The organism is Micromonospora sp. NPDC005707 (assembly GCF_040631005.1).
Taxonomy (GTDB): domain Bacteria; phylum Actinomycetota; class Actinomycetes; order Mycobacteriales; family Micromonosporaceae; genus Micromonospora.
In genome coordinates this window covers 425,749-442,651 of the sequence record NZ_JBEXYR010000005.1, presented here as the reverse complement: position 1 = coordinate 442,651, position 16,903 = coordinate 425,749, and the positions used below count along the sequence as shown (strand labels likewise).

The 16,903-nt window shown below is 73.5% G+C and carries 13 protein-coding genes; 4 read left to right on the top strand and 9 right to left on the bottom strand.

Annotated elements, in window-relative coordinates; translation table 11 throughout:
- Nucleotides 1-224 precede the first annotated feature (224 nt).
- Nucleotides 225-2,009, top strand: coding sequence for an alpha/beta hydrolase (locus ABZ452_RS12595; RefSeq protein ID WP_357941841.1), 1,785 nt, complete (start codon nucleotides 225-227; stop codon nucleotides 2,007-2,009).
- 243 nt (nucleotides 2,010-2,252) lie between these two features.
- Entirely contained in the window at nucleotides 2,253-3,455 is a 1,203-nt protein-coding gene (locus tag ABZ452_RS12590; RefSeq protein ID WP_357941839.1) for a GH25 family lysozyme, read from the top strand.
- A gap of 51 nt (nucleotides 3,456-3,506) precedes the next feature.
- Here ABZ452_RS12590 and ABZ452_RS12585 read toward each other — a convergent pair whose 3' ends face one another.
- From ABZ452_RS12585 to ABZ452_RS12555, 7 genes are read right to left on the bottom strand one after another with little or no spacing between them, the layout of a single operon-like run.
- Nucleotides 3,507-4,670, bottom strand: coding sequence for an acyl-CoA dehydrogenase family protein (locus ABZ452_RS12585; RefSeq protein ID WP_357941837.1), 1,164 nt, complete (start codon nucleotides 4,668-4,670; stop codon nucleotides 3,507-3,509).
- Complete coding sequence (locus ABZ452_RS12580) at nucleotides 4,667-6,697, bottom strand: biotin carboxylase N-terminal domain-containing protein (protein WP_357941835.1); 2,031 nt, start codon at nucleotides 6,695-6,697, stop codon at nucleotides 4,667-4,669. The genes ABZ452_RS12585 and ABZ452_RS12580 overlap by 4 nt, the downstream gene beginning before the upstream one ends.
- 11 nt (nucleotides 6,698-6,708) lie before the next feature.
- Entirely contained in the window at nucleotides 6,709-8,310 is a 1,602-nt protein-coding gene (locus ABZ452_RS12575; RefSeq protein WP_357941833.1) for a carboxyl transferase domain-containing protein, read from the bottom strand.
- Nucleotides 8,307-9,446: an acyl-CoA dehydrogenase family protein gene (locus ABZ452_RS12570; RefSeq protein ID WP_357941831.1), complete on the bottom strand. Its 1,140-nt coding sequence runs from the start codon at nucleotides 9,444-9,446 to the stop codon at nucleotides 8,307-8,309. Before ABZ452_RS12570 ends, ABZ452_RS12575 begins: the two co-directional genes overlap by 4 nt.
- Nucleotides 9,443-11,128, bottom strand: coding sequence for an acyclic terpene utilization AtuA family protein (locus tag ABZ452_RS12565; RefSeq protein WP_357941829.1), 1,686 nt, complete (start codon nucleotides 11,126-11,128; stop codon nucleotides 9,443-9,445). The genes ABZ452_RS12570 and ABZ452_RS12565 overlap by 4 nt, the downstream gene beginning before the upstream one ends.
- On the bottom strand, nucleotides 11,125-11,919 hold the full coding sequence (locus ABZ452_RS12560; protein ID WP_357941827.1) for a TIGR03084 family metal-binding protein: 795 nt from the start codon (nucleotides 11,917-11,919) through the stop codon (nucleotides 11,125-11,127). Before ABZ452_RS12560 ends, ABZ452_RS12565 begins: the two co-directional genes overlap by 4 nt.
- Before the next feature lie 17 nt (nucleotides 11,920-11,936).
- Nucleotides 11,937-12,581 carry a TetR/AcrR family transcriptional regulator gene (locus ABZ452_RS12555; protein ID WP_357941825.1) on the bottom strand — a complete coding sequence of 215 codons (645 nt, stop codon included), beginning with the start codon at nucleotides 12,579-12,581 and terminating at the stop codon, nucleotides 11,937-11,939.
- Nucleotides 12,582-12,728: 147 nt separating this feature from the next.
- On the opposite strand from ABZ452_RS12555, the gene ABZ452_RS12550 reads away from it, so the two are divergent.
- Nucleotides 12,729-14,168 (top strand): APC family permease, encoded by a 1,440-nt coding sequence (locus tag ABZ452_RS12550; protein WP_357941823.1) that lies wholly within the window; start codon nucleotides 12,729-12,731, stop codon nucleotides 14,166-14,168.
- The gene (locus tag ABZ452_RS12545; protein ID WP_357941820.1) at nucleotides 14,165-15,181 is read left to right on the top strand and encodes an acetamidase/formamidase family protein; all 1,017 of its coding nucleotides are present in this window, start codon (nucleotides 14,165-14,167) and stop codon (nucleotides 15,179-15,181) included. Before ABZ452_RS12550 ends, ABZ452_RS12545 begins: the two co-directional genes overlap by 4 nt.
- A 104-nt stretch (nucleotides 15,182-15,285) precedes the next feature.
- On the opposite strand, the gene ABZ452_RS12540 is transcribed toward ABZ452_RS12545, so the two are convergent.
- Nucleotides 15,286-16,029 carry a metallophosphoesterase family protein gene (locus tag ABZ452_RS12540; protein ID WP_357941818.1) on the bottom strand — a complete coding sequence of 248 codons (744 nt, stop codon included), beginning with the start codon at nucleotides 16,027-16,029 and terminating at the stop codon, nucleotides 15,286-15,288.
- A gap of 178 nt (nucleotides 16,030-16,207) precedes the next feature.
- Entirely contained in the window at nucleotides 16,208-16,885 is a 678-nt protein-coding gene (locus tag ABZ452_RS12535) for a Crp/Fnr family transcriptional regulator (protein WP_007073398.1), read from the bottom strand.
- Nucleotides 16,886-16,903 lie beyond the last annotated feature (18 nt).

Below are 16,903 nucleotides of genomic sequence, written 5' to 3'. Positions count from 1 at the left end.
AACCGCCGGACCCGGACGGCTTCCCGTCAGTAGGTTCGCCAGGCCGGTCACCCTCCACTCCGGAGAGCCGCTAAAAGCGTCGATCAATAAACTTTCGTTACATCAATCGGCAATCTGTCGCTTCCGTCCGCGTTTGACGGGCCACTCCGGTGGGCCTTGATCCCTAAAGTGACGGATGTCGAGGTCTCCTCGACGGACCCCGTTCCCCACCGGAAGGCAGCCACATGCCACGTGCAATCCGGTCCCTCACCGCAACAGGGATCGCCGGCCTCGTCCTCGCCGGATCGGCGGTCGCGCCCGCCGCGGCCGCGGCCGCGACGCCGCAGCCGCCGGCGTACGACCGGACCAGCGCCGCCGAGGCGCGCCGGGTCGACCGCGTGCCCACGCCGAAGCTCGACTGGTACGCCTGCTACGACTACGCCGAGTGCGCCACGGTCCGGCTCCCGCTGGACTACGACAACCCGAAGGGCGCCACCACCGAGGTCGCGCTGCTCCGGGTCAAGGCCCGCGACCAGCAGCACCGCATCGGCAGCCTGTTCCTCAACCCGGGTGGCCCGGGCGGCTCCGGCACCAGCATCGCGCTCGCCGCACCGTACTTCCTCGGCGACGACCTGCTCGACCGCTTCGACATCGTCGGCGTCGACCCGCGCGGGGTCGCCGCCAGCGACAACGTCAGGTGCTTCCCGTCGGTGAAGGAGCAGACCCGGGCGTACGCCGGGCTGAACCTCGCCTTCCCGTTCACGAAGGCCGAGGAGAAGGCGTACGTCGCGGCGTCGAAGGCGGTCGGCAAGGGCTGCTCGACGACCGGCAAGCCCCTGACCGGCGCGGCGTCCACCGCCGAGGTGGCCCGCGACATGGACGTGCTGCGCCGTGCGGTCGGCGACCGGAAGCTGAGCTACCTGGGCTTCAGCTACGGCACCGCGCTGGGGCAGTACTACGCCAACATGTTCCCGGACCGGTTCCGCGCCCTGGTGGTCGACGGGGTGCTCAACCCCGACGCCTGGATCGGGCAGGGCAAGGCCCGCAACCAGCTCCAGGAGACCCGGCTGCGCAGCGCCGACGGCGCGTACCGCGCGCTGCACGAGATCCTGGCCCGGTGCGCGAAGGCCGGCGCGGAGAAGTGCACGCTGGCGTCCGGCGGCGACCCGGTCGTCGCCTACGAGACGGTGGCGCAGCGGCTGCGCAAGAAGCCGCTGGTGGTGGACGACCCGGACGCCGGGCGGTTCACCGTCACCTACGCCGACTTCGTCGGCGCCACCCTCAGTTACCTCTACGACCCGAGCGGCTGGCAGTACATCGTGGACCTGACCGGCGAGCTGCTGGTGCTGACCGACCCGGCCGCCGCCGCGCCCGACCGGGCGGAGGCGCGCACCGCCGTGGCACAGCGGGCCGCCCAGGCCCGCCGGCAGCGGGGCTACGACTTCCCGTACGACAACGGGCTGGAGACGTTCCTGACGGTGGACTGCACCGACGCGTACCACCCGAAGAGCGCGGACGCCTGGCCGGCGCTGTCGGCCAGGGAGGACAAGCGGGCCCCGTACTTCGGCCGGGCCTGGGCCTGGGGCACCGCGCCCTGCGCCCGCAACACCTGGACCGTGCGGGACTCCGACGCCTTCACCGGCCCGTTCGACCGGACCACCGCCGCCCCGGTGCTGGTGGTCGGCAACTACTGGGACCCGGCGACCAACTACCAGGGCGCGGTCAGCTCGGCCCGGCTGCTGCCGAACAGCCGGCTGCTGAGCAGCGACAGCTGGGGGCACACCGCCTACGGCACCTCGGCCTGCGTGACCGGCGCGGTCGACGCGTACCTGCTCGGCGGGACGCTGCCCGCCAGGGGCACGCTCTGCACCGGTGACGCGCAGCCGTTCCAGGACGAGCCGGCGGCCACCCGGGCGAAGGCCTCGAAGAGCGACCTGGCCCGGGCCGGTGAGCCGGGCCGGGGCGAGCCGAAGCGGCTGCCGCCGGTGGTGGCGCCGCTGCCGGCGGTCGGCACGCTGACCGTCCGCTGACGGACCCCCGGGGTACGGCGGGCGATCGGGCGCCCGCCGTACCCCGGGCCGCGGACGGAGCGATCGGGGCAGCGTGCGGCCGGTTCGGCGGGTTAGAGTACGGCCGCACCCCGCTCCCGCCGATCCCGGCCCGAATGCGGGGGCGCTGCGCCGCCGTGATCCGCCCCCTGGCGAACGGTGGCCCTCGACCTCCCGACCAAGGAGCTCTCCACTTCCATGTCTCGTAGATGGATCTCTGCCCTGATGTCCGCGGGGCTCGCGCTCGGCGCGCTCGGCATGGCCCAGCCGGTCAGTGCGGCCGGCTCCGCACCCGACGGTGACGGCCGGGCGAACGCCGGCATCAAGCCGGGCGCGCGCACCAGCTCGGCGTCCACGAGCGCCGCGACCCCGCCCGGCTACACGATCCGCGGCATCGACGTCTCCAGCCACGACCACAACCTCGGCCCGATCGACTGGCCGGCGGTGGCGGCCGGTGGCTACAAGTTCGCGTACGTCAAGGCCACCGAGGGGCACACGTACCTCAACCCCTACTTCGCCGAGGACTACGCCGCGGCCAAGGCGGCCGGCCTGCTCGTCGGCGCCTACCACTTCGCCCGCCCGGACGGGGGTGACCCGGTCACCGAGGCGAACTTCTTCGTCGACAACGCCCAGTTCGCCAAGGACAGCCAGACGCTCGTGCCCATGGTGGACATCGAGTGGCCGTACTGGTCCGGCGCGCCGACCTGCTACGGGCTCACCCCGACGGAGATGTCCAGCTGGATCCGGTCCTTCACCGACCAGGTCAAGGCGCGCATCGGCCGGCCGGTGATGATCTACACGAACACCAACTACTGGAACCCGTGCACCGGCAGCGACGCGTCCTTCGGCGCCAACCCGCTGGACATCGCCGGCTACACCGAGACCCGCCCGCCCCTGCCGGCCGGCTGGACGACGGAGACCATCTGGCAATACGCCGCCGGTGACGCCAGCAAGCCGGGGAACTACAGCCAGAACGTGTTCAACGGCGACTACGCGGCCCTCACCCGGCTCACCGGCGCTCCGGCGGCCGCGGCCCCGATCGCGATCCGGGCCCGTGCCAACAACCGTTACGTGGTGGCCGAGAACGCCGGCGCCAAGCCGCTGATCGCCAACCGGACCTCGGTCGGGCTGTGGGAGCAGTTCGACCTGGTCGACGCGGGCGGCGGCTTCGTGGCCATCCGGGCTCGCGCCAACGGCCGGTACGTGACGGCGGAGAGCGCGGGCTCGCAGCCGCTGATCGCCAACCGCACGTCGGTCGGCGCCTGGGAGAAGTTCACGGTGGTCGACAACTCGGACGGCACCATCAGCCTCCGGGCCAACGCCAACGGCCGGTACGTGACGGCGGAGAGCGCGGGCACCCTGCCGCTGATCGCCAACCGCACGTCGGTCGGTCCGTGGGAGAAGTTCGACCGGATCGCCACCTCCTGAACCGCCGCCGTTGCCCGGCGCCCCGACGAGGGGTGCCGGGCAACGGCGTTTTCAGTAGGACTTGTCCTGGCCGAGGACGTGCTGGGCGACGAAGTTGAGGATCATCTCGCGGCTGACCGGGGCGATCCGGCCCGCCCGGACCGCGCCGAGCAGGGTCGCCACGCCGTACTCCGTGGTCATGCCGGCGCCGCCGAGCGCCTGGACGGCGGTGTCCACGGCGAGCGCGGCGGCCTCGCCGGCCGCGTACTTGGCCATGTTGCCGGCGACGCCGGCCTCCAGGTCGCGGCCGGCGTCGTAGAGGGTGGCCGCCTTGTGGATCATCAGGCGGGCCAGTTCCACCTGCACCGCCGCGTGCGCGAGCGGGTGGGCGACGCCCTGGTGCGACCCGATGCTCTTTCCGCCCCACACCGTCCGCTTGGCGGTGTACTCGCTGGCCCGCTCGATGGCGTACCGCCCGGTGCCGGCGCCCATCGCGGCGACCGTGATCCGCTCGGGGTTGAGACCGGAGAACAGCGCCGGCAGCCCGGCGTCCAGGGACTCGCCGACCAGCGCGTCGGCGGGCAGCCGGACGTCGTCCAGGTAGAGCAGGAACTGGTTCTCCGGGGAGAGGATCTCCATGTCCAGCTTCGACCGCTCCAGCCCGGCGGCGTCGGTCGGCACGATGAACAGGGCCGGCTTCAACTTGCCGGTGGAAGAGTCTTCGGTACGTGCCACGACCAGCACGTGCCCGGCCTCGTCGACGCCGGAGATGTAGCACTTGCGGCCGGTGAGCAGCCAGTCGTCGCCGTCGCGGCGGGCCACCGTGCCGAGCCGGTGGAAGTTCGAGCCGGCCTCCGGCTCGGTGATCGCGAAGACGATCTTCTGCGAGCCGTCGGCGAGGCCGGGCAGGTGGCGCTTGCGCTGCTCGTCGGTGCCGTGCTTGTTGATGACGGTGGCCGCGATGGCGGGCGAGACCACGAGCAGCAGCAGCGGGCAGCCGGCCGCGGCCAGCTCCTCGCAGACGATGGCCAGCTCGGTGATGCCGCCGCCCCCGCCGCCGTACTCGGTGGGGATGTTGACGCCCAGGTAGCCGAGCCGGCCGGCCTCCTGCCACAGCTCGGTGGTGTGTCCCCCCGACTTCGCCTTCGCCACGAAGTAGGAGTGACCGTACTTGCGGCCCAGTGCGCGGACGGCGTCGCGGAGCTGGTCCTGCTCGGGGGTGAGGTCGAAGTTCATCGCGGGTCCTCCTCTGGATTCGACGGCTCCAGGTCGCGGCGCGCCGAGCTGGAGTTGTCGACAACGGCCAGCACGGCCCCGGTGTCGACCTGGCCGCCGGCCGGCACGGGCAGCTCCGCCACCACGCCGTCGGTCGGGGCGAGCACGGGGTGTTCGAGCTTCATCGCTTCGAGGGTCAGCAGCAGGTCGCCGGCGGTCACCCGCTGGCCGACCTCGACGTGCACCCGGGTCACCGCGCCGGGCAGCGGCGCGAGCAGCGACCCGGCCGCCAGCTCCGCGGTGGGCAGGGGGAAGCGGGGCAGCTCGGTGAGGCTCGCCGCCCCGTCCGGGCCGTCCACGAAGACCTCCGACCCCGCCCGGTGTACGCGGTAGGCCCGCCGCACCCCGTCGACGTCGAGCACGACGCGGTCCGGGGCGGCCTCGACCAGGGTCACCGACTCGCCGCCGGACCCGTTGCCGCCCCCCGCCGCCGACACCGACCAGTCGGCGAGCGCCCTCGCGCGGTCCAGCCGGTACCGGACCTCGATCTCGCCGCCGTCCGCCCCCGTGAACCGGGCGACCTGCGGGAACGCCGGCACGTTGCGCCACCCGGACGGCAGCCCGGCCAGCACGGTGGCCTCGGCGCGCCGCCGCGCGGCCGACGCGAGCGCGGCGGCCAGCGCGACCAGGGGGAGCTGATCGTCGGGGAGCAGCGGAGCGAAGACCTCGGGGTGCCGCTCCAGGAAGCCGGTGTCGAGGTCGACGGCGCCGAACTCGGCGCTGCGCAGCACCCGGACCAGCAGGTCCCGGTTGGTGGCGACGCCGTGCAGCTCGGCCCGGGCCAGCGCGCCGGCCAGGGCACGGACCGCCTCGGCCCGGGTGGGCGCCCAGGCGATCAGCTTGGCGAGCATCGAGTCGTAGTGGACGCCGATCGTCGAGCCGTCGACGACGCCGGAGTCGAGACGCAGGCCCTTCGCCGGTGCGAACTCGGCGGCCACCCCCGGAATCGCGAACCGGTGCAGCGTGCCGGTGGACGGGCGGTAGCCCTGGGCCGGGTCCTCGGCGCAGAGCCGCACCTCGACGGCGTGGCCGTCGGCCGGCGGGGTGGCGTCCAGCGGCAGCGGCTCGCCCTCGGCGACCAGGAGCTGCAGCCGGACGAGATCCAGCCCGGTGGTCAGCTCGGTGACCGGATGCTCCACCTGCAGGCGGGTGTTCATCTCCAGGAAGTGGACCTGCCCGTCGGGGGCGAGCAGGAACTCCACGGTGCCCGCGCCCACGTAGTCGACCGCCCGGCCCGCGGCCACCGCCGCCTCGTACAGCCGCTCGCGCACCTGCGGGGGCAGGACGCCCGGCGCCTCCTCGACGATCTTCTGGTGTCGGCGCTGGATCGAGCAGTCGCGCGCCCCGAGGGCCACCACCGTGCCGTGGCTGTCGCCGAAGATCTGCACCTCGACGTGCCGGCCGCGCTCGACGTACCGCTCGATGAAGACCGTGCCGTCGCCGAACGCGGCGGCCGCCTCGCGGCGCGCGCCCGCGACGGCCTCGGCGAGCCCGGCGGCCTCGCGGACCACCCGCATGCCCCGGCCACCGCCGCCCGCGGCGGCCTTGACCAGCACCGGGAAGTCGGTCACCTGGTCGGCGTCGGTCCAGGTCGGCAGCATCGGCACGCCCGCGTCGGCGAGCAGCGCCTTGGCCGCCATCTTGTCGCCCATCGCGGCGATCGCCTTGGCGCGCGGGCCGACCCAGGTCAGCCCCGCGTCGGTGACCGCGGCGGCGAACTCCGCGTTCTCGGCCAGGAACCCGTAACCCGGGTGGACCGCGTCCGCGCCGGACCGGCGGGCCGCGTCCAGGACCAGGTCGATCCGCAGGTACGTCTCGGCCGGCGCGTTGCCGGGCAGCCGGACGGCCTGGTCGGCCTCGGCCACGAAAGGCGCGTCGGCGTCCGCGTCGGAGTGCACGGCGACCGTCTCCACGCCGAGCGCCCGGCAGGTGGCGAAGACCCGGCGGGCGATCTCGCCCCGGTTGGCCACCAGCAGTCGATTGATCATAGTGGCCCCTCTCACATCCGGAAGACGCCGAAGCCGTCGGCGCCCCTCACCGGTCCGCTGTGGATCGCCGACAGGCAGAGCCCGAGGACGGTACGGGTGTCCCGGGGGTCGATCACCCCGTCGTCGTAGAGCCGGCCGGAGAGGAAGAGCGCTCCGGACTGGGACTCGATTTGCTGCTCGACCATCATCCGCATGGCGGCGTCGGACTCCTCGTCGTAGTCGCGCCCCCGGGCGGCGGCGGCCTGCCGGGCGACGATCGACAGCACCCCGGCGAGCTGCGCCGGCCCCATCACCGCCGACTTGGCGTTCGGCCAGGTGAACAGGAACCGCGGCTCGTACGCCCGGCCGCACATGCCGTAGTTGCCGGCCCCGTAGGAGGCGCCCAGGTTGACGGTCAGGTGGGGGACCGTCGAGTTCGACACCGCGTTGATCATCAGGGCGCCGTGCTTGATGATGCCCCGCTGCTCGTACTCCGTGCCGACCATGTAGCCGGTGGTGTTCTGGAGGAAGACCAGCGGGGTGTCGGCCGCGTTGGCGAGCTGGATGAACTGGGCGGCCTTCTGCGCCTCCTCGCTGAACAGCACGCCCCGGGCATTGGCCAGCACCCCGACCGGATAGCCGTGCAGCTCGCCCCAGCCGGTGACCAGGGCGGTGCCGTAGGTGGGCTTGAACTCGTCGAACTCGCTGCCGTCCAGGACCCGGGCCAGCACCTCGCGCGGGTCGAACGGCACCTTGAGGTCGGCGCTGGCGATGCCGAGCAGCTCGTCGGGGTCGTACCTGGGTGGCGCGGGGGCCGGGTTGCGCGGCGGCGGCCCCTGCTTGCGCCGGTTGAGCCGGCGTACGCACTGCCGGGCCAGCCGGATGCCGTCCCGCTCGTCCTCGGCGAGGAAGTCGGCCAGGCCGGACTTCGCGGAGTGCATGACCGCCCCGCCCAGCGACTCGTCGTCGGTGACCTCGCCGGTGGCCATCTTCACGAGCGGCGGCCCGGCCAGGTAGACCTGGGACCGGTCCCGGATCATGATCGTGTAGTCCGACATGCCGGGCACGTACGCGCCACCCGCCGTGGCGTTGCCGAAGACCACGCTGACCGTGGGGATCTTCGCCGCGGAGAGCCGGGTCAGGTCGCGGAACACCCGGCCGCCCGGGATGAAGATCTCGGCCTGGGTGGGCAGGTCCGCACCGGCGCTCTCCACCAGGTTGACCATGGGCAGCCGGTTGGCCAGGGCGATCTCGCCGGCCCGGCGGGTCTTGGCGAGCGCCCACGGGTTCACGGCGCCGCCGCGTACCGTCGGGTCGTTGGCGACGACCAGGCACTCCACGCCCTCGACCACCCCGATGCCGGTCACCGTGCTGGCGCCGACCGGGAAGTCGGTGCCGTACGCGGCCACCGGCGACAACTCCAGGAACGGGCTGTCCTGGTCGAGCAGCAGCTCGATCCGCTCCCGGGGGAGCAGCTTGCCCCGCTTGTGGTGGCGGGTCACGTACTTCTCGCCGCCGCCCGCCCGGGCCTGGTCGAGCGCGGTCTCCAGCTCGGCGAGGCGCTCCAGCAGCGCCTCCCGGTTGGCGCGGTAGGCCGGCGAGGACGGGTCGAGCCCGCTGTCGAGTCTGGTCAAAGGCCCATGCCCTTCGCGATGATCTCGTTCATGATCTCCGTGGTGCCGCCGCCGATGCCGAGGATCCGGGCGTCGCGGTAGTGCCGTTCCACCTCGGCGTCGCGCAGGTAGCCGAAGCCGCCGTGCAGTTGCAGCGCCGCGTCGACGACGAAGTCGCAGGCGGCCACCGCCACGTTCTTCGCCATCGCCACCTCGGTCACGACGGGCTGGCCCGCGACCACGCGCTCGGCCACGTCGTGCACGTACGACCGGGCCGCCTCGGCGCGGGTGTGCATCTCGGCGAGCCGGTGCCGGACGAGCTGCCGGCTGGCCAGCGGGCGGCCGAACGTGGACCGGTCCCGGCACCAGCGGGTGGCCAGCTCCACGCAGCGCTGCGCGGTGGCGTAGGCCTGGGTGGCCAGGGACAGCCGCTCGGTGGCGAACTGCTGCATGATCGCCAGGAAGCCGGTGTCCTCCGGGCCGACCCGGTTCGCCACCGGCACCCGGACGTCGACGAAGGAGAGTTCGGCGGTGTCCGAGCAGTGCCAGCCGAGCTTCTCCAGCCGCCGGCCGACCGTGAACCCGGGCGTGCCCTTGTCGATCACCAGCAGGCTGAGCGCGCCACTGCCCGGCAGCACGGTGCAGACCGCGGTGGTCACGAAGTCGGCCCGGATCCCGCTGGTGATGTAGGTCTTCGACCCGTTCACCACGTAGTGGTCGCCGTCCAGCCGCGCGCAGGTGCGGATGCCCGCCACGTCGGAGCCGCCGTCCGGCTCGGTGATCGCCAGCGCGCCGATCATCGTGCCGGCGAGCGTGGGCCGCACGTACCGGTCGATCAGGCCGTCGTCATGGGAGGCGACCATGTGGGGCAGCGCGATGCCGTGGGTGAAGAGCGCGGCGATCAGCCCGGACGAGCCACCCGAGCGGATGATCTCCTCGGTGACCAGGATCGAGTCGAGCAGGTCGCCGCCGCTGCCGCCGACCGACTCCGGGAAGCCGATGCCGAGCAGCCCGACCTTCGCGGCGGTCTCGTGCAGCGAGCGGGGCACCGCACCGGCCCGCTCCCAGTCGTCCAGGTGGGGTAGGACCTCCCTGGTCACGAAGGCCCGGGTCAGCTCGCGGAGCTGCCGCCGCTCGGGAGTGTCCACGATGGTCATGACGGCACCCCCGGGTCGAGGTCGGCGGGCAGGTCGACCGGCCGGGAGCGGAGCAGCTCACCGAGCGCCTTGGCCTGCGGGTCGAAACGGGTGGAGGCGGCCACACCCTGGCCGAGCAGCCCCCGGATCACGAAGTTGACCGCGCGCAGGTTCGGCAGCTCGTACCGCTCGACGGTCAGCGGGGCGGTCTCCGGCAGCAGTTCGGCCAGCCGCGCGACGGTCAACCAGCCGCGCAGCCAGGCCCAGCCGGCGTCCGACCGGGCCCAGACGCCGAGGTTCGCGTCCCCGCCCTTGTCGCCCGATCGCGCCCCGACCAGCTCGCCGAGCGGCGCCCGCCGGGTCGGGTGCGAGGACGGGCCCCCTGTTGACGCCTCGGGTTGTGCAGGGGCCCCCGGCACACACGTGACGGCGGGTGGCGGGATCGGCACCCGGGTCCCGTCCGGCAGCACGGCCACGTGCGCGACCGCGTCCTGCGGCACGGCGTCGGCCGTGAACACCCCGTACGGGGTGGCGTCGCCGGGCAGCGTGGTCAGCGTGCAGCCCGGATAGGAGGCCAGCGCCAGCTCGACGGCGGCCGCCGAGAAGGCCCGCCCGGCCCGCGCCTTGTCGCCGTCCCGCAGGTGTACGTGCAGCAGCGCGCTCGCCGCCTCGGTGTCGGTGGCGTCCGGGTGGTCGGTCCGGGCCAGCGTGAACTCCAGCCCCTCCTTGCCGACCGCCTCCTCCAGCTGGCCCCGGACCAGGGCCGCCTTGGCCGGGATGTCCAGCCCGCAGAGCACGAACGTCATGGAGTTGCGGAAGCCGCCCAGGTTGTTGACGCCCACCTTGAGGGTGTCCGGCGGGGGGTTGCCCCGGACACCGGAGACCCGCACCCGGTCCGGCCCCTCCTGCGCCAGCTCCACCGTGTCCAGCCGGGTCACCACGTCCGGCCCCAGGTAGGCCGGCCCGCCCACCTCGTACAGCAGCTGGGCGGTGACCGTCTCGACCGTGACCGCGCCGCCCGTGCCCGGATGCTTGGTGAGCACCGACGAGCCGTCCGCGTGGATCTCGGCGATGGGGAAGCCGGGCCGGTGCCCGCCGTCGGGCAGCTCGGTGAAGAAGCTGAAGTTGCCGCCGGTGACCTGCGCCCCGCACTCGATGAGATGCCCGGCGACGGTGGCCCCGGCCAGCGCGTCGAGGTCGTCCCGGGTCCAGCCGAAGCGGGAAATGGCCGGGCCGACGGCCAGCGAGGCGTCGGTCACCCGCCCGGTGACCACCACGTCCGCCCCGGCGTCGAGGCAGGCCGCGATCCCGAACGCCCCCAGGTACGCGTTCGCGGTCAACGCGTCCGGCCGGGCCAGGGCGTCGCCCTCGACGTACCCGATCCGGACGGTGAGGCCGAGCCGGTCGGCGAGTGCGCCGATCGCGGCGGCCAGCCCCGCCGGGTTGAGCCCGCCCGCGTTGGTGACCAGCCGGACCCCGCGCTCCAGCGCGGTGCCGAGGGTGCCCTCCAGCTGGCGGAGGAACGTCCTGGCGTAGCCGAGCGAGGGGTCGCGCATCCGGTCCCGGCCGAGGATCAGCATGGTGAGCTCGGCCAGGTAGTCGCCGGTCAGCACGTCCAGCTCGCCGCCGTCGAGCATCTCCCGCCAGGCCGTGAGGCGGTCGCCGTAGAAGCCGGACGCGTTGCCGACCCGCAGCACGGTCACCGGACCACCCCGCTGCCCGCCGCCTCGCGCTTGCCGCCGGGCGGCCCCGCGAACGCCTGGGCCACGTCCAGCCACTCGTCGGCGACCGGCCCGGTGGCGACCAGCGCCAGGTCCGCGCGGTGCCGGCGCTGGGTGACCAGCAGGCAGAAGTCGAGCGCCGGGCCGGTGACCCGGTCGGCCGCGTCCGCCGGTCCGAAGGCCCAGGTGTCCCCGTCTGGCGCCACGAGCTCGACCCGGACCGGCGCCGTCGGCGCCGCCCGGCCGTGGGCCGCGAAGCTGTGCCCGAGGGTACGGAAGCCCAGGTGCGCGATGTGCCGCAGGCGGGCCGTCGGGGCACGCCGGACGCCCAGCGCGTCGGCCACGTCCGCGCCGTGCGCCCAGGTCTCCATGAGCCGGGCGGTCGCCATCGAGGCGGGTGACATGCGGGTGCCGTACCAGGGCAGCTTCTCCCCGGCCGGGAGGGCGGCGAGCGCCGTCGCGAGCGCGGCCCGGCCGGCCCGCCAGCGGGCCAGCAGCGCGGCGGCCGGGGCGAGGAACGATTCGGCGCCGTCTTCGACCAGCCGGGACGGGTCCGGTGCGGAGGTGACCGAGGCGAAGAACGCCGCCGCGTCGGTCGCCGCGAGGTGGGCGACGTGGTCGGTCCAGGCCAGGTGGGCGATCTGGTGGGCGATGGTCCACCCGGGCGCCGGGGTCGGCCGCTCCCAGGCTTCCGGCGGCAGCGGCGCGACGAGGGCGTCGAGCTGCTCGGACTCGGCGGCCAGGTCCGCGAGCAGGGCTGTCAGGTCGACCATGGTGCCTCCGGGGGGAATCAGTGCGGCCGTGCGCTCCCGGGCGTCGGTGCTCCGGTGTCGGGGGTGAGCAGGGCGGCGAGCTGGCGCTTCCAGGTGTGCAGCAGGGCGGTGCGGCGGGTCGAGTCGTCGCTGAGCAGGTTGGCCACGCCGAGGCCGCGGAGCAGGTCGAGGGTCGCCTGCACCGCCTCGCGGACGCCGGGTCGCCGCTCGTCCACACCGAGCAGCTCGACGGTCAGCCGGTGCATCTCCCTGCCGACGCGGGCTTCGAGGGGGACCAGGGCGTCGCGCAGCTCGGCGTCGGTGCGGGCGGCCACCCACAGCTCCAGCGCCGCGACGAAGAGCGGGCCGGTGAAGGCGGCGGCGAGCAGGTCGACCACCCCGTCGAGGCGCCGCGAGCCGGCCGGCAGGGCCGCGGCCTCGGTGCGCAGCTCCACGGCCCGGCGCTCGGTGAGGTGGGTGACGGCGGCGGTGACCAGGGCCGCCTTGGTCGGGTAGTGGTGCAGCTGGGCGCCGCGGGAGACGCCGGCCCGGGCCGCCACCACGGTCGTCGTCGTGCCGGACCAGCCGTGCTCCACCAGGCACTCGACGGTCGCCTCCAGCAGCCGGGCCTGGGTGGCGCGGCTGCGCTCCTGCTGAGGGACGCGGGTCGATGCGGCGGGCACGGTGACAGCGTGCCGCCCCCGAAACAAACAGTCAAGCCTGACTTTTTCTGAGCCGCTTTGTCGATGTTGGCAATTCAGGCACATGGATCTAGCTGTCCGTCGGGCGCAGGACTAACGTGCGGCCTCACCAGATCAAGGAGGCGTGCCGTGACTCAACCTCCCGACCCATCCGAGACAGTCACCCAGGTCGAACGGTTCGGCTACCGGCAGGAACTGAGCCGGAGCCTCAGCTTCACCGACCTGCTCATCTACGGACTGATCTTCATGGTGCCGATCGCGCCCTTCGGCATCTTCGGCAGCGTCTACGCCGGCTCCGGCGGCATGGTCGCGCTGGCCTACATCATCGGCATGGTGGCGATGATGTTCACCGCCCTGTCGTACGCGCAGATGGTCCGCGCGTTCCCCATGGCCGGCTCCGTCTACAGCTACACGGGTCGCGGCATCGCGCCGCCCGTCGGCTTCCTCGCCGGCTGGGTGATCCTGCTCGACTACGTCCTCGTGCCCGGCCTGCTCTACCTGGTGGCCAGCGTGGCCATGCACTCCCTCGTGCCCGGCGTGCCGGTGTGGGCGTGGCTGGCCGCCTTCGTCGTGCTCAACACCGCCGTCAACTACTTCGGCATCCGGATGACCGCCCGGGTCAACCGGGTGATGCTCGCCGCCGAGCTGGTCATCCTCGCGATCTTCCTGGTGGTCGGCGTGGTCGCGCTGGCGCAGGGCAAGGGCGCCGGCTTCTCGCTCCGCCCGCTGTTCGACGCGGGCACCTTCTCCTGGCCGCTGGTCTTCGGCGCGGTGTCGATCGCCGTGCTCTCCTTCCTCGGCTTCGACGGGATCTCCATGCTGGCCGAGGAGAGCCGCGAGGAGGCAAGGCAGATCGGCCGGGCGATGGTCGCGGCGCTGCTGCTGGCCGGCGCCCTGTTCGTCGTGCAGACCTGGGTCGCGGCCCTGCTCGTGCCGGACGCGCCCGACCTGCTCGCCAACGGCGACCCCGAGGGGACCGCGTTCTACGACGCGGCCCGCGCCGCCGGCGGGGGCTGGCTGGCCGCGCTCACCGCCCTGGCCACCGCGATCGCCTGGGGCTTCGCCAACTCCCTGGTCGCGCAGGCCGCGACCTCCCGCCTGCTGTACGCCATGGCCCGCGACCGGCAGATGCCGCGCTTCCTCGCCCGGATCAACCCGAAACACAAGGTGCCGGCCAACGCCACCCTGCTCGTCGCCGCCATCTCCCTGGCGCTCGGCCTCTACATGGCCAGCCGGGACGACGGCATCTCGCTGCTGTCCACACTGGTCAACTTCGGCGCCATGACCGCGTTCCTGGCGCTGCACGTCTCCGTGGTCACCCACTACGTCGTGCGCAACGGCAGCCGGGACTGGTTGCGGCACCTGGTGGTGCCGGTGATCGGGTTCCTGATCCTGCTCTACGTCGTGATCAACGCCAAGGTCGCCGCCCAGGTGCTCGGCTTCGTCTGGTTGGGCGTCGGGCTGCTGGTCCTGCTGGCCTTCTACCTGACGGGCCGGCGTCCCGAGCTCGCCGCGCTCGCCGACGTCGCCCACGAGAGCGCCGACGAGCCGGTGAAGGAGCCGCAGTGAACACGGACGTGGTGAAGTACCGGCCGGAGCCGGACGAGCTCTCCTACACCTTCGGTGGCCGCGAGGCGGTGCTCCGGGTGCGCCCGGGCACGATCCTCGAGCTGTACACCGAGGACTGCTTCGGCGGCCGGGTCCGGAGCACCGACGACCTGCCGTCGCAGGTCTGCCAGTTCCCCTACCTCAACCCGGTGACCGGGCCGATCCACGTCGAGGGCGCCGAACCCGGTGACACCCTCGCCGTGCACTTCATCTCCATCGAGCCGGCCCGGGACTGGGCCGTGTCCACCACCTTCCCGCACTTCGGCGCGCTCACCGGCACCCACACCACGGCTACCCTGCAACCCCCGCTCGACGAACTGGTCTGGCGGTACGACGTCGACGTCGCCGCCGGCACGGCGACGTACCGGGCCCGCCGGGGCGACTACACCGTGGCGCTGCCGCTGGACCCGATGCACGGCACCGCCGGGGTGGCACCCGGCGCCTTCGAGGCGCGGATGACGATCACCCCGGACGCGCACGGCGGCAACATGGACACCCCGGAGCTGCGGGCCGGAGTCACCGCGTACTTCGGCGTGAACGTGTCGGGGGCGCTCTTCGCCCTCGGTGACGGGCACTGTCGGCAGGGCCACGGCGAGGTGTGCGGCACCGGCATCGAGGCGGCCATGAACACCACGGTCGTGGTCGACGTCGTCAAGGGGGTCGGCACCCCGTGGCCCCGGCTGGAGTCGGACGACGCGCTCATGTCCACCGGCTCGGCCCGCCCGCTGGAGGACGCCTACCGGATCAGCCAGCACGACCTGGTGACCTGGACGGCCGAGCTGGTGGGGTTGGACCAGCTCGACGCGTACCAGCTGGTCAGCCAGGCCGGTGAGGCGCCGGTCGGCAACGTGTGCGACACCAACTACACGATGCTGGCGAAGGTGGACAAGCGCTACCTGGGTGGCGTCGCCGCGTTTGGCGGGGTGCACGCCCGGCTGCGGGAGACGGCCCGCCACTACCTGACCCACCGCTGACCGGCGCAGGGGCCGGCCGGGTCTTCCCCGGCCGGTCCCGCCGCCCGCGGCGCCGCCGTCGAAATGTATTCACAAACTTCAGGATTTTGTGCGGGCGTGCCCGGTCAGCGGCCGTCGCGCGGGCCGAAGACGGTGAGGGCGTCCGCGTCCGAGTGGCGGGAGCGCAGGTACTCGTCGGCCCAGGCGGCGGCGTCCGGGAAGCCGGACTCGGCGGCCACCCGGGCGCACGCGGCGTCCACGTCGAAACCGGTCCGGCGCAGCTGCACGCCCGGCCCGAGCAGCGCCCACCAGGCGCCCGCGCCCCCGTACGGCATGCCGACGCTGCCCGGGTTGACCACCAGGCGGCGGTCGACCAGCCGGGTGAACGGCATGTGGGTGTGGCCGCAGACCACCGTGCCCACCTCGGCCGGCAGCCCGGCGAAGACCTCGGCCCACCGTTCCAGCCGGGAGTCGACCAGCACCACCTCCTCGTCGTCCCGGGGTGTGGCGTGGCAGAAGAGCACGTCGCCCAGGCCGGCGACCGGCAGCGTGACGGTCGGCGGGAGCGCGGCGAGCCGGGCCACCTGGTCGTCGCGGAGCTGGGTCGCGGCCCAGTCGGACACCTCGATCCGGGCCGGTCGCCCGGCCCGCGCCTCGACGAGCTCGCGATCGGCGTTGCCGCCCACCCAGCAGGCCCGGTCGCCCAGCGAGGCGAGCAGGTCGAGCACCTCGACCGGCTGCGGGCCGGCCGCGATGTCGCCGGTGAGCACGATCAGGTCGGCGGCGGCCACGTCCGGCTCGGCCAGGACGGCCTCCAGCGCCGGCAGCGCGCCGTGGATGTCGGAGAGAACAGCTACCCGCTCGATCATCGGCCCAGCCTCCGCCGGGCCGGCCGGCTGGTCCAGCGATTCTGCGCCGGGCAGAGACGGAAACCGGCCCGGATCGCGGTGTCACCGCGCCGGGCCGGGCTCTACGCCCGGCTCCAGAACGGAACCGGCCCGGACCGCGTGAGCGGGCCGGGCCGGGCCGGGACGTTTGGCGCAGGGGTCAGACCCGCGCGCGGCGGGCCAGGCGCTCCGGGTCGAGGATGATGATGCTCTTGCCGTCGAGCCGCAGCCAGCCGCGCGAGGCGAAGTCGGCCAGGGCCTTGTTGACGGTCTCCCGGGAGGCGCCGACGAGCTGGGCGATCTCCTCCTGGGTCAGGTCGTGGGTCACCCGCAGCACGCCGCCGTCGCGGGTGCCGAACCGGCCGGCCATCTGGAGCAGGTTCTTGGCGACCCGCCCGGGCACGTCGGTGAAGATCAGGTCGGCCAGCGAGTCGTTGGTCCGGCGCAGCCGGCGGGCCAGCACCCGCAGCAGCTGCTCGGCGATCTCGGGCCGGTTGTTCAGCCAGGGCCGCAGGGCCTGCTTGCGCAGCCGGACCAGCCGGGTGTCGGTGACCGCCGTGGCCGTCGCCGTACGCGGGCCGGGGTCGAAGAGCGACAGCTCGCCGACCATGTCCGACGGGCCCATCACGGCGATCAGGTTCTGCCGGCCGTCCGCGGCACGGCGACCCACCTTGATCTTGCCGGACAGGAGGATGTAGAGACTGTCGCCGGGCTCGCCCTCGTTGAACACGACCTCGCCCTTACGGACCTCGATCGTCTCCATCTCCTTGGCGAGCGCCTCGGCAGCCTCCGGGTCGACACCCTGGAAGATCCCGCTGCGGGCCAGTACCTCGTCCATCGCGCACCTCCGCTTGCG